Raw genomic sequence first — 13,793 nt, 5'->3', positions numbered from 1 at the left:
CAGGTAAGTTTGATGATGATCGAACTTAACGAGACGATACAGCCGGTACGATGGTCATCAAACCACTGTGAGGTAGATCATGACCGAAACCAAGGAATCGGCCACCGCGGCGCCGCCGGTGGCCCCGCTACCCGCCGTGCTCGCAGCGCTCCAGGATCCGGTGCGGCTCGAGATGGTGCGCCGACTCAGCAATGCGGGCACCGCCGTGCGCTGTGGCGCGCTCTACGAGGTGATCAACAAGTCGACCGCCACCCACCACTTCAAGATTCTGCGCGAAGCCGGTGTCATCGAGCGACTGATTATCGACGGCCAGACCTGTCAGCGCCTGCGCTCCGAAGATCTCGACAATGCTCTACCCGGTCTGCTGCCCTCGATCGTCGACGCCGCCAACCGCGCCCGCAGCGACTGAACCGCGATCGTCAGCCGCCAGCCGTCGCTGCGACTCCCCACGGACAACACAGCGCAAGCGCGGAGCCGACCACCATTGCACGAGCGTCGAAACGTGATCGCGAACTATCTCCGAACGTATGCAGCTCAATGGCCGAAGCGAATCACTTCGGCCCCCACCGGATCTACCTCAGCCTTCGACCAATCGCCGCACCGTGGAGGGCAATTCGCGAGTCCGCCGGTACGGCCCGGCCACCGACGCCGCGAACGGCCGAGCCAGCAGCGTGCGGGCGATCGCCGAAACCTCTTCCGTGGTCACCGCATCGATGCGGGCCAGCGTCTCCGAGACGCTGCGGTGATTGCCATAACTCAGTTCGCTGCGACCGATCCGGTTCATCCGCGACGCCGAATCCTCCAGCCCGAGTACCAGTCCGCCACGCAACGAACCCTTGGCACGCGCACATTCCGCGTCGGTGATCCCGTTGGCCGCGATCTCATCCAGCACCCCGCGCGCCAATCCCGCTACCTGGCCGAGGTTTTCCGGCTGGCAGCCGATGTACACCGAGAACGCACCGGTATCGGCGAAGGTGTCCACGCTGGAATACACCGAGTACGCCAACCCACGTTCTTCTCGAATGCGTTGGAACAGACGCGAACTCAGGCCACCGCCGACGACGGTATTGAGCACCGAGAGCGGCCAGCGCCGCTCCCCCTCGTGCCGCCCGAAAGCGCGTACGCCGAAGGCCAGGTGCGCCTGTTCGCTATCGCGGTGGCTCCAGCGCAGATCCGGCACGCTGTGCGGCCGAAACCGGCCCTCGCGCCGTCGTGCGGGTTCGGCGGACGGATCGAGTCGGGCGGCGAAGGCACGATGCACCAGTTCCACGGTGTGGTCGTGCTCCACATTGCCCGCGACCGCGACGACCATCCGGTCCGGCCGGTAGCGACGTAGGTGGAAACCGCGCAATTGCGCGGCATTCATCGCCTCGATGGTTTCGACGGAGCCGATCACCGGACGCCCGATCGGATGATCACCGAAGAGCGCGGACAGGAACGCGTCGCCGACCAGATCCTCCGGATCGTCATCGCGCATGGCGATCTCCTCGAGCACCACCTGCCGCTCGACGTCCACATCCTCGGCCCGACACAGGCCGTTGAGCACGACATCGGAGACCATATCGACGGCCAGCGGCAGATCCTCGTCCAGGACATGGGCGTAGTAGCAGGTCTGCTCCTTCGCGGTGAACGCGTTGAGCTCGCCGCCGACCGCGTCCATCGACTGCGCGATATCCAGCGCCGAGCGCGTCGGCGTCGCCTTGAACAGCAAATGCTCCAGAAAATGCGCCGCGCCCGCCACAGTGGGTCCCTCATCGCGCGAGCCGACCCCAACCCACACCCCGATCGATGCCGAACGCACACCGGGCAGGTGTTCGGTGACCACGCGCAGCCCACCGGGTAGCACGGTGCGCCGTACTCCGGCGTCGCTGCCCCGCATCTGATCCATCCGCAGCTCCAGAGACGAACCCCCCTGCTCGCCGCGGAGCAGAGGGGTTGCCGTCTTCTTCTTCGTCACAGAGACAAGTACTACTCGGTCTCCGCCGGGCCCGCATCAACGGCGTTGTCCGCTGCGGGCTCATCGGCGTTCTCGTCGACCGGAACCAGCGAAATCTTGCCGCGGTTGTCGATATCGGCGATTTCCACGCGCAGCTTGTCGCCGACGTTCACCACGTCCTCGACCTTGGCAACGCGCTTGCCGTTGCCCAGCTTGGAGATGTGCACCAGGCCGTCACGGCCGGGCAGCAGCGAGACGAACGCGCCGAAGGCGGTGGTCTTGACGACCGTGCCCAGGAAGCGCTCGCCGACCTTGGGCAGCTGCGGGTTCGCGATGGCGTTGATCTGGTCGATCGCCGCCTGCGCCGCGGGGCCGTTGGTCGCACCGACGTAGACAGTGCCGTCATCTTCGATCGAGATATTGGCGCCGGTCTCCTCGGTGATCTGGTTGATCACCTTGCCCTTCGGGCCGATGACCTCACCGATCTTGTCGACCGGGATCTTGATCGCGGTGACGCGCGGTGCGTACGGGCTCATCTCGTCCGGGGTGGTGATGGCCTCGGCCATGACCTCCAGGATGGTGGTGCGGGCATCGTGCGCCTGGCTCAGCGCACCGGCCAGCACCTGCGAGGGGATGCCGTCCAGCTTGGTGTCCAACTGCAGCGCGGTGACGAAGTCCGGGGTGCCCGCGACCTTGAAGTCCATATCGCCGAAGGCATCCTCGGCGCCGAGGATGTCGGTCAGCGCGACGTAGCGGACCTCTTCCTCACCCTTGTCGTTGGTGATGGTGTCCGACACCAGGCCCATGGCGATACCAGCGACCGGCGCCTTCAGCGGCACACCGGCGTTCAGCAGCGACAGGGTCGAGGCACAGACCGAACCCATCGAGGTGGAACCGTTGGAGCTCAACGCTTCCGAGACCTGACGGATGGCGTAGGGGAACTCTTCCTGGCTCGGCAGCACCGGGATGAGGGCCCGCTCAGCCAGCGCGCCGTGGCCGATCTCGCGACGCTTCGGCGAACCGACGCGACCGGTCTCACCGGTGGAGAACGGCGGGAAGTTGTAGTGGTGCATGTAGCGCTTGGAGGTCTCCGGGCCGAGCGAGTCGACCTGCTGGGCCATCTTCACCATGTCGAGGGTGGTGACGCCCATGATCTGGGTCTCGCCACGCTCGAACAACGCCGAGCCGTGGGCGCGCGGGATCACGGCGACCTCGGCGGACAGGGCACGGATATCGGCCAGACCGCGACCGTCGATGCGGAAGCCATCGGACAGAATGCGCTGGCGCACCAGCTTCTTGGTGACCGAGCGGAACGCGGCGCCCAGCTCCTTCTCGCGACCGGTGAAGTCATCGGCCAGGCGGGTCAGCACATCCAGCTTGATCTCATCGATCTTCGCTTCGCGCTCCTGCTTATCGGCGATCGACAGCGCCTCGCCCAGCTCGCGCTTGGCGGTGCCCTCAACGGCCTCGTAGACATCGGCCTCGTACGGCGGGAAGAGCGGGAACTCCTCGGTCGGCTTGGACGCCAGCGCGGCCAGATCCTGCTGCGCCTTGCACAGGCGGGCGATGAACGGCTTGGCGGCCTCGAGGCCCTGCGCGACCACGGCCTCGGTCGGCGCCTGCGCACCGTCGGCGACCAGGGCGATGACCTTGTCGGTGGCCTCGGCCTCGACCATCATGATGGCCACGTCGCCGGATTCGACGACCCGGCCCGCGACGACCATGTCGAAGACCGCGCCCTCGAGCTGCTCGACGGTCGGGAACGCGACCCACTGGCCGTCGATCAGCGCGACGCGCACGCCGCCGACCGGACCGGAGAAGGGCAGGCCCGCGATCTGGGTGGATGCGGACGCGGCGTTGATGGCCACGACGTCGTACAGATCGTTCGGATCCAGGCTCAGCACGGTGACCACAACCTGGATCTCGTTGCGCAGGCCGTCGACGAACGACGGACGCAGCGGACGGTCGATCAGGCGGCAGGTCAGGATCGCGTCGGTGGAGGGGCGGCCCTCACGACGGAAGAACGAACCCGGAATGCGGCCCGCAGCGTACATGCGCTCTTCGACATCGACCGTCAGCGGGAAGAAGTCGAACTGGTCTTTGGGGTGCTTGCCCGCGGTGGTCGCGGACAGCAGCATGGTCTCGTCGTCCAGGTAGGCGACGACCGATCCGGCGGCCTGACGAGCCAGGCGGCCGGTCTCGAAGCGGACGGTGCGGGTTCCGTAGGTGCCGTTATCGATCAGCGCGACGGATTCGAACACACCGGGTTCGACCTCGATGGCCGACGATGTCATTGTTTCGGACATTTTTCTGCTCTCAACCTCTCGTCTTCGCTGGATCGAGCGCCATCGGGGCGCGATCCAGCTGTCGTCAGCCGTACCGGATACGGACGCGCGGCAACCCTCCTGGCTGCGACGCGCACACCCGGCCGAATCCCCTTGGAAACGGCGACGCGGAGGCGGTCATCGATCGAAGCCCGCCGACGGCATCGCACCTGTCGGGAGGCCACTACCGAAGACCGACGCCACGCGGGCGGGTGCATACGGCTGTGCAATGTTGTCGTGCAAAACGGGATGGTGCCGTTTCGAGCAACATACAAGTTGTCGCTGCGGCAATTACCCCTTACACACAAATAGCCAACGGGGAGATTGTACGTCTCCCCGTTGGTCACGTGATCGACCGCCTCGGGCAAGCAGCGTGTTGGGCACATCCGACCCAACCCAGCCATCACGCAGCGAGTCTTACGAGCGAGGAGTTCGCGGCCCGTCTCGCGTCCGAGCCGTCGAAGCGCATGCGCCGAGGTCCCGAGTCGCGACGGCTAGACCGGTACACGTCAGGTACTGACGATCCGCACCTCGGTGACTGCCACGGAGCGAGTCTTACGAGCGACGTTCGCGGCCCCTCTCGCGTCCGAACCGTCGAAGCGCATGCGACGAGGTCCCGAGTCGCGACGGCTAGACCGGTACACGCCGGGTACTGACCATCCGCACCTCGGCGACCCCAACGGAGCGAGTCTTACGAGCGACCCGTTCGCGGCCCCTCTCGCGTCCGAACCGTCGAAGCGCATGCGACGAGGTCCCGAGTCGCGACGGCTAGACCGGTACACGCCGGGCACTGACGATCCGCACCTCGGCGACCCCAACGGAGCGAGTCTTACGAGCGACCCGTTCGCGGCCCGTCTCGCGTCCGAGTCGTCGAAGCGCATGCGCCGAAGGCGCGAGTCTCGACGGCTCGGACGCGAGACAAAAGGGGGCCGCGAACCCGCCGCGCCGAAGGCGCGGCAATTAGATACAGCTACCGCCGCAGGCCGAGGCGCTCGATCAGCGAACGGTAGCGGTGGATGTCGGTGTCCGCGAGGTACTTCGACAGCCGCTTGCGACGACCGATCAGCGCCATCAGGCCGTGGCGGGTGTGGTGGTCGTGCTTGTGCTTCTTCAGGTGCTCGGTGATGTCGGCGATCCGCTTGGACAGCAGCGCGATCTGCGCCTCCGGGGAACCGGTGTCCTTCTCGTGCAGGCCGTACTCGGCGAGAATCGTCGACTTCTGCTCGGTGGTCAGCGCCATGGGGCATCCACTCCTATTTCTCAGTTCCGCGCTCGAGGATTCCGGTCAACCGGCCGGGTGCCGCCGCGGACCGCAGCAAACCCGAGGATCCACCTTACCGGACACTCGCGCGCACACCGAATCCGCGGGTCAGGAGTCGGCGGCGGCGGTGAGGACCTTGCGGGCGTTGTCCACATCGCGGGACATGGCCGCGAGGAGTTCGTCGATGGAGTCGAACTTGCGCATCCCGCGTAGGTGTTCGACGAAATCCACCGCGACGTGCTGGCCGTAGAGATCGGCTTCGCCATCGAGGACGTAGGCCTCGACCGTGCGGGCCCGCCCGGAGAAGGTGGGATTGGTGCCGATCGAGATCGCGGCCATGGCCCGCTCCCCCGCAACCACGGTGCCGATGGTCGGGCCGGGACCGAGCACGGTGAACCAGCCCGCGTACACCCCGTCGGCGGGGATGGCGGCGTACATCGGCGGGGCGATATTCGCGGTCGGGAAACCGAGTTCGCGGCCGCGACCGTCACCGTGCACGACCACCCCCTCGACGCGATGCGGACGACCGAGCGCCTCGGCGGCCGCGGCCATATCGCCCGCGTCGACGCAGGCGCGGATGTAGGTGGAGGAGAAGGTGACCGCATGCTCGCCGAGCAGCTTCACGCCATCGACCTCGAAGCCGAAACGCTCACCCAGTTCGCGCATGGTCTCGATGGTGCCCGCGGCCTTCTTGCCGAAGGTGAAATTGTCACCGACCACGACCTCGGCCACATGCAGTCGCTCGACCAGCAGATCGTGCACATAACGCGCCGGGGGCAGCTTCATGAATTCTTGGGTGAACGGCATTACGCAGAACACGTCGACACCGAGTTCCTCGGCCAATTCCGCGCGCCGGGTCAGGGTGGTCAGCTGCGCCGGATGCGAGCCGGGGCGCACCACTTCCATCGGGTGCGGGTCGAAGGTCATCAACACTGCCGGAACACCCCGCGCGGCAGCGGACTTCACCGCCCTGCTGATCAGCTGCGCGTGGCCGCGATGCACACCGTCGAATACGCCGATCGTGAGCACGCACCGCCCCCAGTCCGCGGGTACGTCGTCGAGACTTCGCCATCTCTGCACAGTGCGCAGCCTACGCAAAACCGGTGGCGAACAGTATTCGGAGGTGCCGATTCGCACTCGCGTCGGCGCCGCTCGTGTACGCCCGGTAAATCGCCGGGTGCACTCGGGTGGCGTGATGTGTGAATCGACGGTCATATGCATAAGCTCGAACATGTGCCCGGTAAACGAGACATCGCAACCCGACGCGAGCTGGCCGACACCGCAGCGCAGCCGACCGAGACCATAGGCCCCCACGGCAGCACCGCGACGATTGCGCCGGAGCTCACTTCGGTCGCCCAGGACTATCTGAAAGTGATCTGGACCGCTCAGGAGTGGTCGCAGGAAAAGGTATCGACGAAACTGCTCGCCGAACGGATCGGCGTCTCGGCCTCCACCGTCTCCGAGGCGGTCCGCAAGCTGGCCGATCAAGGTCTCGTCGAACACGCCCGGTACGGGTCCATCACCCTGACCGAGCACGGCCGTCGCGCCGCCGTCGCCATGGTGCGTCGGCATCGGCTGATCGAAACGTTCCTCGTCAACGAACTCGGCTACGGCTGGGACGAGGTGCACGATGAGGCCGAGGTGCTCGAACACGCGGTCTCCGAACTGCTGATGGCGCGCATCGACGCGAAACTCGGCTATCCGGACCGGGATCCGCACGGCGATCCCATTCCGTCGGCCGATGGCGCGGTGCCCACCCCACCGGCCCGGCAGCTCAGCGACTTCCGCGCGGGCGAATCCGGCCATGTCGCACGGATTTCCGATGCTGATCCGGATATGTTGCGCTACTTCGACTCCGTCGGCATCGCGCTGGATACCCCGATCGTGGTGGTGGAACGCCGAGACTTCGCGGGCACCATCGCGATTCGCATCGCGGACCGGACCATCGACCTCGGCAGTCCCGCGGCCGAGGCCATCTGGCTCAGCACTCGGGACTGAACGGGTCGGCAGGTGACGAGGAACAGTCAGCGGGACAGGATATCCAGTAGCGCGCGGAATTCGGACGGCGACAGGTAGCCGTCCGCGTCGGTGTCCGCCGCCGCCAGCAGTGATTCGGCGGGCTCATCGATCAGGCCCGCGCCGACGTGGCGGATCAGGGATTCGAGTTCGTCGACCGAGATCTTGCCGTCGCCGTTGATATCGAAGACCTTGAAGGCCGCGTCGGCGTCGGTGACCTCGATGCGGCCGCCGACCAGTGCGGCGTCGAATTCGGCTCGGGAGACCAGGAAATCGCCATTGGTATCGGCGGCGGCGACCATGCGTGCCACGGCGTCGTCATCGACTTCCAGTCCGAGCGAACGGATTCCGGTGGTGATGTCCTCGACCGACACCAGACCGTCGCCGTCGCGGTCCCAGAGTTCGAATGTGTCGACGGGTTGTTCGCTCATGCCCCACTGCCTTCTTCGCGCTGTCTACCGCGGCCGCCGCATCACAACACTGCGAACGGCCACGGCCCACTGTACGGATTGCCGTGCCAGCGAACGACTCCAGCCGACGATCGAGCTGACGCATCGGAAACGCCCTGTGCGAGGTGGTCGTTCGATAGGCGACAGCTGTCCGGGACGCGTCCCGACTCAGCCCACGGCGGGGATGCGCTCGGCGCCGAGCGCGACGCGCTTTTCGCGCTTTTCATCGGCGCCCGCGAGCCAGAAGAAGATCGGCGGAAGCGCGAATTCGATTGCGGTCAGCACGATTTGGAACCAGTGCGGCCAGCCGTAAACGGCGACCGAGATCAAGCGGGCAACACCGCTCAATAGGAAGATTCCGGCGAGCCAGCGCACTGCCAGCGCCGAAATCGGGACTTGGCGGGCGACCCGGATCCAGGCGAGGCCGTAGCCGACGAAAATGCCGCCGAAGAAGCGAGTTTGACTGTCGGCGGTGACGCCGGAGGAACCCATATCGGGGATGCCGTCGATACCGGCGGCCATATGGAAGATGCCGATACCCACGATGGCGACCCCCATCGCCATGGACAGCCATTTGAGTGCCGCGGTCATGATTCCTCCCTTCACTAGTAGACGTTTGTCTACTAACACAGACCCTACGACGCTTAGTAGACAGACGTCAACTAAGGTGCCAAGGGTGACCCGCCGCCGTCTCGCCCCCGACGAACGCCGCCGCCTCCTCCTGGACGCGGGCGCGAAACTGTTCGCCGAACGCGCCTACGACGCGGTACTGATGGAGGATGTCGCGGCGGCGGCCGGGGTCTCGCGCGCCCTGCTGTACCGCCACTTCCCGACAAAACGCGACCTCTTCGCCGGCGTCTACCAACTAGCCGCGGATCAGCTGCTGGTCACCACGAAACTCGACGCCCAAACACCGCTACCGGAGCAGCTCGCGGCGGGGCTCGACGCACACTTCGACTATTTCGAGGCCAATGCCAACACCGTCGTCGCTGCCAATCGCGTGCTCGCGGGCGATCCGACCATCCAGGCGATCATCTCGGGCGAACTCGGCGAACTGCGCATGCGCCTGCTCGACGTGCTCGGCGTCGAAGGACACATCCGCGAGCTCACTTCATCGATCCTGATGGGCTGGCTGACCTTTGTCCGGGTCCTGACGGTCGACTGGCTGGAAAATCGCACCTGCACCCGCACCGAACTCCGCGACATCTGCGTCGGCGCACTGCTCGGTGCATTGGAACCGCTTGGCGCGGCTACAGATTCGAAGGACGCACGACCATGACCGAGGCCGCACGCCTACCGCTCTCCTGCAGGAGCGCGATCGCGCGCCCAGAAGGATCGATGGCGGCGTAGACGCCGGAGATGCCGGCGGGTTCGAGCCACCGGCCGTTGCGGAGATCGTCGGCCTGCTTATCGTCGATATCGCGGCGCGGGAACGCGGTTCGGATGGCGTCGTCGATATCCAGGCTCAAGAGCGAGTCATCGGATTCGGCCGCCACGGCCAATTCGTCGAGGGTCCTGGCGTGTTCGAGGGTGAACGGCCCGACCCTGGTGCGGCGCAGCGCGGTCAGATGCCCGCCGACGCCCAGTGCGGCACCGAGATCGCGCGCGAGCGCACGGACGTAGGTGCCGGACGAACATTCGACGACCACCTCGAGATCGACGAACTCCGAAATATCTTGGCGGGCAAGGATATCGAAACGCGAAACAGTGACAGGTCGAGCCGCGAGCCGTACCTCCTCACCGGCCCGGTGGCGGGCGTACGCGCGTTCGCCGTCCACCTTGATGGCGCTCACCGTGGCCGGTACCTGCTCGATATCACCGGTCAATTTCGCAGTGTGCGTGGCGATTTCGACATCGGCGAGATGGGTCGCCGACATGGTCGAGAGCACCTCGCCCTCGGCATCGTCGGTGCTGGTGGCCTGTCCGAGCCGGATGGTCGCGGTATAGGCCTTGGTGGTCAGCGTGAGCAAGCCGAGCAGTTTGGTGGCGCGCTCGACGCCGAGCACCAGTACACCGGTGGCCATCGGATCAAGCGTCCCGGCATGCCCGACCTTCTTGGTGCGCAATAGCTTCCGGCATTTCGCGACGACGTCGTGGCTGGTCCAGCCGCCGTCCTTGTCGACGATCAGCAGACCGCCGAGGGCGTCGATCCGTGCGTCGGCCATCAGCTGTGCACGATCGCGGTCAGGATGAGCCCGTCACCGATCATCCAGCGGCCGTCGAATGAGATCAGTGGCGCGCCACCGTCATTGACCTGGCCGGGTACCAGGATCCGGCTGTGGAACGTACCGGAGCCAGCACTGTCGGAGCTCTCAGCGATGGTGAAGGTGATGTGGGCGTCCTCGAAGCCGAGCCAGCGCGCGGTCAACGGCCACCATGCCTTGTAGGTGGCTTCCTTCGCGCAGAAGAGCAGTCGGTCCAGGTGCAGACCGGAGCCGTCGACGGTGGTCAACCAGTCCCGCTCGGGCGGCAGGCTGACCGAATCCAGCACGCCCTCGGGCAGGGTGCCGTGCGGTTCGGCATCGATACCGATCGAGCGGAACCGCAGCTTATGCCCCACCGCCGCCGCCTGGTAGCCGTCACAGTGGGTCAGGCTGCCGACGATCCCGCGCGGCCATACCGGCGCACCCCGCTCGCCCTTGCCGATCGCGACCGCGGGTTCACCCAGCTCCTGCAGTGCCAGCCGGGCACAGTGCCGCGCACCGATGAAGTCGCGGCGACGCTTTTCCACCGACTTCTCGATGAGATGCGCCTCCGCCGGATGCGGCTGCAAATCCTCCGGGTATGCCAACAGTTCCGCCGAGGCGACACCCGCGGGAAGAATTTTCTCGATCATCACCGACGAGCCTAGTCGAGCGGCTCCGCCGACAATCGCCTCGGGAGGTGCGGCGCACCTCGACCGACGACCGCGACGCCGTCGGGCTCACATACCGCGACGGCGCTGAGCCTTTTCTCGCATCTCGGCGGCCGCGGCCTCCATCTCGGGGGTGATCTGAAAGTGGCCGCCCCACTTGTTCAGCGAGCCGGGCGGGTACTCCGGCGTCGGGAGGATCTGGCGCAGCAGGCGGTCCGGCAGTCCGCGCTTCTGCCATTCACGCGGGTAGCCGAGCGACACCTCTTCGAAGCGCACACCGTCGTAGTAGGAGGTGCGGGGGATGTGCAGGTGGCCGTAGACCGAGCAGACCACGTTGTAGCTGGTGTGCCAGTCGGCGGTGAGGTCGGTGCCACACCAGAGCGCGAACTCCGGGTACCACAGCACGTCGGTGGGCTGGCGGATCAGCGGGAAGTGGTTGATCAGCACGATCGGAGTCTCGGGCGCCAGCGCGTCCAGCTTCCGCTTGGTCACCTGCACCCGGGCATGGCACCAGGCGTCACGGGTCAGATACGGGTCCGGCGAGAGCAGGAATTCGTCGGTGGCCACCACATTGCGCTCGCGCGCCACGGCGAGTCCCTCGGCCTTGGTCTTGGTGCCCTTGGGCAGGAACGAGTAGTCGTACAGCAGGAACATCGGGACCAGCGTCACCTGCCCGCCGTAGGGCTCCGAACCCGCGCCCGTCCACACCGGGAACGGATCCTCCGGTGTGATCACGTCGAGGTCGCGGCAGATCGACACCAGGTAGTCGTAGCGCGCGACGCCGTGCATCTGCACCGGATCCTTCGCCGTGGTCCACAACTCGTGGTTGCCCGGTACCCAGATCACCTTGGCGAAGCGGCCGCGCAGCAACTCCAGCGCCCAGCGAATATCGTCGGACTTCTCCCCGACGTCCCCGGCCACAATGAGCCAGTCCTCGGGCGAATCCGCCCGAATCTGCTCGACAACCGGCCGATTCCCCTGGTGCCCGACATGAATGTCGCTCACCGCCATCAACTTGGGTATCACCACACCTACATTGGCACATCCGCGCGGGCTACCGCCGTTCGGCTCGATGATCATCGACAATGCCGATCCGCTACCGGCCGCGTTCGTAGGGCCGATCCGGAGCCGCTATCCGCTGATAGTCGCTGACCACCAAGGTAGGTGTCCGATCCGGATCCCGCTGAGCACTGCCGGTTTCGACAACGCCGCGCACCTCGAGCCACGCATCATCCTCGATCACCTCCCGCATCCCGGCCAGGTGCACGAGCACATATCTGGCGTCGGCAACACAGCAGGTGATGACCACCCGCGCGAGATCGGCATCGGGGGCATCCGGATGCTGTTGTTCGAGGTCCTTGGGCCGGATGACGAAACCTCTGATGGTGACCTCACGACCGTCCAGGGAATGGCTGGAGTCCTGCAGCGCCCGGTTCACCAGATCCACGATCGGAAGGGTCGGTGCGGGCTCCGACGGCAGCGGCGGGAACGCCCACGATTTCGGTTGTGCCGCAGGCACATCGCGCGGGACAACCTGGACCGCAGAACTGGTCACCGCCGCACCCGCGCCCAGTGCGGGTGGCGCGATGAGCAGGAGCGCGGCGACCGGTGCGAGCAACAACCATGGCGCGCGGCCGGAGCCGTGCTCATGGTCGTGATCGTGGTCACCGTGTGCTCGGTCGCGGCCGAGCACATCGCTGCGGCCGCGCAGGTCGCCATGCCCGAGCACATCGCCACCGAAGCCATTGTCCTGCTCGTCAGATGCTCTGTCGCGCCGGATATCTCGCACGATCGCCAGCACCGCGAGCAGTACGAAACCGATGCCGCTGACCAGCAGGAACGGGTACAGGCTCGGTTTCACATAACGCAGGTAGCTGCCGTCCAGCGTGATCCACAGCACCGCGCCGCCGATGAGCAGCAAGAGCAGATTCTGTGTTTCCCGCTTCATCGAGCACCTCCCAGGAAGATGTATCCGGCGACGGTGCCACAGGCCACGGCGACCACGAAGGTCAATGGCGCGAAGCGCAGGGCGAATCGGCGTCCGAAACTGCCCGCCTGCATGGCGAACAGCTTCACATCGACCGCGGGACCGACCACCAGGAAGACCAGCCGCGGCAGCAGGGGCAGAGTCGACATGCTCGCCGCGACGAACGCATCGGCCTCCGAACACAGAGCCAGCACAATCGCCAGCACCGCCATGACCAAGATCGCGATCACCATCTGCCCGGCCAACCGCTCGTACCAGGCGGGCGGGACCAGCACGTGCAGCGCCGCGGCGGCCGCCGCACCGAGTACGAGAAATGCGCTGGCCTGCAACAGATCATGACGCGCAGCCTCGGTGAAAACCTCCCAGCGGGTTCGCCCCGGCGCACAATGGTCGCGTCCGGTAGCGCGCGGCAGCAGCCGAGCCGGACGCCCGATCCTCGACCAGATCAACCCCATCACCACCGAGGTTGCCAGCGAACCGGTGAACCGCGCGCCAACCATCCCGGGCTCGCCCGGAAACGCGACCGCCGTCGCGATCAACACGACCGGGTTGATCGCGGGTGCGGAGAGCATGAACGCCAATGCGACCGAGCCCGGTGCGCCCTGATCGGTCAGCCGCCGCGCCACCGGCACGACGCCGCACTCACACCCGGGCAGCGCCATCCCGGCCAGTCCGGCCACACCGATCGCCGCTGGCTCATTGCGCGGCAATACCTTTCGCAGCACAGCGGGTGAGACGAAGGCCGCGATGCCTGCGCTCACCAACACCCCGAGCGCGAGAAACGGCACCGCCTGCACGAAGACACCCGCGAAGATCGTCACCGCGGTTTGCAGTCGTGGCGACGCCCCTACCGCGCGCACCAGCGGTGCCTGTAGGACCAGTCCGAGGACGATCAGCGCGGCGAGCACATACGTCGAGGACACCCGTGTCCGTACCGACTTCATCGTGTTCTGTGCGAGCACGTCC

At 66.3% G+C, this 13,793-nt stretch carries 14 protein-coding genes; 3 read left to right on the top strand and 11 right to left on the bottom strand.

Going from position 1 to position 13,793, the window contains the following annotated elements:
• Window positions 1–79: 79 nt before the first annotated feature.
• Window positions 80–409 (top strand): ArsR/SmtB family transcription factor, encoded by a 330-nt coding sequence (locus ACQP1G_RS12090; protein WP_433202352.1) that lies wholly within the window; start codon window positions 80–82, stop codon window positions 407–409.
• 168 nt (window positions 410–577) lie between these two features.
• Here ACQP1G_RS12090 and ACQP1G_RS12085 read toward each other — a convergent pair whose 3' ends face one another.
• The 4 genes from ACQP1G_RS12085 to ACQP1G_RS12070 all read right to left on the bottom strand — a co-directional run bounded on the left by ACQP1G_RS12085 (window position 578) and on the right by ACQP1G_RS12070 (window position 6,601).
• Window positions 578–1,888, bottom strand: coding sequence for a M16 family metallopeptidase (locus ACQP1G_RS12085; RefSeq protein ID WP_433202349.1), 1,311 nt, complete (start codon window positions 1,886–1,888; stop codon window positions 578–580).
• Between the two features lie 80 nt (window positions 1,889–1,968).
• Window positions 1,969–4,242 carry a polyribonucleotide nucleotidyltransferase gene (locus ACQP1G_RS12080; protein ID WP_433202346.1) on the bottom strand — a complete coding sequence of 758 codons (2,274 nt, stop codon included), beginning with the start codon at window positions 4,240–4,242 and terminating at the stop codon, window positions 1,969–1,971.
• A gap of 988 nt (window positions 4,243–5,230) precedes the next feature.
• Window positions 5,231–5,500 carry a 30S ribosomal protein S15 gene (rpsO, locus tag ACQP1G_RS12075; RefSeq protein ID WP_433202343.1) on the bottom strand — a complete coding sequence of 90 codons (270 nt, stop codon included), beginning with the start codon at window positions 5,498–5,500 and terminating at the stop codon, window positions 5,231–5,233.
• Between the two features lie 129 nt (window positions 5,501–5,629).
• Complete coding sequence (locus ACQP1G_RS12070; protein ID WP_433202340.1) at window positions 5,630–6,601, bottom strand: bifunctional riboflavin kinase/FAD synthetase; 972 nt, start codon at window positions 6,599–6,601, stop codon at window positions 5,630–5,632.
• Window positions 6,602–6,736: 135 nt separating this feature from the next.
• On the opposite strand from ACQP1G_RS12070, the gene mntR reads away from it, so the two are divergent.
• Window positions 6,737–7,519, top strand: coding sequence for a manganese-binding transcriptional regulator MntR (gene mntR, locus ACQP1G_RS12065; RefSeq protein WP_433202337.1), 783 nt, complete (start codon window positions 6,737–6,739; stop codon window positions 7,517–7,519).
• 26 nt (window positions 7,520–7,545) lie between these two features.
• Here mntR and ACQP1G_RS12060 read toward each other — a convergent pair whose 3' ends face one another.
• Together ACQP1G_RS12060 and ACQP1G_RS12055 are read right to left on the bottom strand one after the other, a co-directional pair.
• Window positions 7,546–7,968: an EF-hand domain-containing protein gene (locus tag ACQP1G_RS12060; protein WP_433202334.1), complete on the bottom strand. Its 423-nt coding sequence runs from the start codon at window positions 7,966–7,968 to the stop codon at window positions 7,546–7,548.
• A 186-nt stretch (window positions 7,969–8,154) separates the two neighbouring features.
• Window positions 8,155–8,577, bottom strand: a complete 423-nt coding sequence (locus ACQP1G_RS12055) for a DUF4345 domain-containing protein (protein ID WP_433202331.1) — start codon at window positions 8,575–8,577, stop codon at window positions 8,155–8,157.
• 85 nt (window positions 8,578–8,662) lie between these two features.
• Here ACQP1G_RS12055 and ACQP1G_RS12050 point away from each other — a divergent pair, with 85 nt between their 5' ends.
• Complete coding sequence (locus tag ACQP1G_RS12050) at window positions 8,663–9,265, top strand: TetR/AcrR family transcriptional regulator (RefSeq protein ID WP_433202329.1); 603 nt, start codon at window positions 8,663–8,665, stop codon at window positions 9,263–9,265.
• On the opposite strand, the gene truB is transcribed toward ACQP1G_RS12050, so the two are convergent.
• The 5 genes from truB to ACQP1G_RS12025 form a co-directional block, all read right to left on the bottom strand.
• The gene (gene truB, locus ACQP1G_RS12045; protein WP_433202326.1) at window positions 9,237–10,151 is read right to left on the bottom strand and encodes a tRNA pseudouridine(55) synthase TruB; all 915 of its coding nucleotides are present in this window, start codon (window positions 10,149–10,151) and stop codon (window positions 9,237–9,239) included. The genes ACQP1G_RS12050 and truB overlap by 29 nt on opposite strands.
• On the bottom strand, window positions 10,151–10,822 hold the full coding sequence (gene npt, locus ACQP1G_RS12040; RefSeq protein ID WP_433202323.1) for a 4'-phosphopantetheinyl transferase Npt: 672 nt from the start codon (window positions 10,820–10,822) through the stop codon (window positions 10,151–10,153). The genes truB and npt overlap by 1 nt, the downstream gene beginning before the upstream one ends.
• An 87-nt stretch (window positions 10,823–10,909) precedes the next feature.
• Window positions 10,910–11,866: a metallophosphoesterase family protein gene (locus ACQP1G_RS12035; protein WP_433208435.1), complete on the bottom strand. Its 957-nt coding sequence runs from the start codon at window positions 11,864–11,866 to the stop codon at window positions 10,910–10,912.
• 70 nt (window positions 11,867–11,936) lie between these two features.
• Window positions 11,937–12,788, bottom strand: a complete 852-nt coding sequence (locus ACQP1G_RS12030; protein WP_433202320.1) for a TIGR03943 family putative permease subunit — start codon at window positions 12,786–12,788, stop codon at window positions 11,937–11,939.
• Window positions 12,785–13,789 (bottom strand): permease, encoded by a 1,005-nt coding sequence (locus tag ACQP1G_RS12025; RefSeq protein WP_433202317.1) that lies wholly within the window; start codon window positions 13,787–13,789, stop codon window positions 12,785–12,787. Before ACQP1G_RS12025 ends, ACQP1G_RS12030 begins: the two co-directional genes overlap by 4 nt.
• Between the last annotated feature and the right edge of the window lie 4 nt (window positions 13,790–13,793).

Origin of the sequence: Nocardia sp. CA-107356, assembly GCF_050946365.1 — a bacterium.
Taxonomy (GTDB): domain Bacteria; phylum Actinomycetota; class Actinomycetes; order Mycobacteriales; family Mycobacteriaceae; genus Nocardia.
This window is presented reverse-complemented; position numbering and strand designations above follow the sequence as displayed.

Bases quoted from the DNA above. Each gene is read 5' to 3' on its own strand.
- ACQP1G_RS12090 (WP_433202352.1), top strand. From the start codon at position 80: ATGACCGAAACCAAGGAATCGGCCACCGCGGCGCCGCCGGTGGCCCCG.
- ACQP1G_RS12085 (WP_433202349.1), bottom strand. From the start codon at position 1,888: ATGGATCAGATGCGGGGCAGCGACGCCGGAGTACGGCGCACCGTGCTA.
- ACQP1G_RS12080 (WP_433202346.1), bottom strand. From the start codon at position 4,242: ATGTCCGAAACAATGACATCGTCGGCCATCGAGGTCGAACCCGGTGTG.
- rpsO (WP_433202343.1), bottom strand. From the start codon at position 5,500: ATGGCGCTGACCACCGAGCAGAAGTCGACGATTCTCGCCGAGTACGGC.
- mntR (WP_433202337.1), top strand. From the start codon at position 6,737: ATGCATAAGCTCGAACATGTGCCCGGTAAACGAGACATCGCAACCCGA.
- ACQP1G_RS12060 (WP_433202334.1), bottom strand. From the start codon at position 7,968: ATGAGCGAACAACCCGTCGACACATTCGAACTCTGGGACCGCGACGGC.
- ACQP1G_RS12055 (WP_433202331.1), bottom strand. From the start codon at position 8,577: ATGACCGCGGCACTCAAATGGCTGTCCATGGCGATGGGGGTCGCCATC.
- truB (WP_433202326.1), bottom strand. From the start codon at position 10,151: ATGGCCGACGCACGGATCGACGCCCTCGGCGGTCTGCTGATCGTCGAC.
- npt (WP_433202323.1), bottom strand. From the start codon at position 10,822: ATGATCGAGAAAATTCTTCCCGCGGGTGTCGCCTCGGCGGAACTGTTG.
- ACQP1G_RS12030 (WP_433202320.1), bottom strand. From the start codon at position 12,788: ATGAAGCGGGAAACACAGAATCTGCTCTTGCTGCTCATCGGCGGCGCG.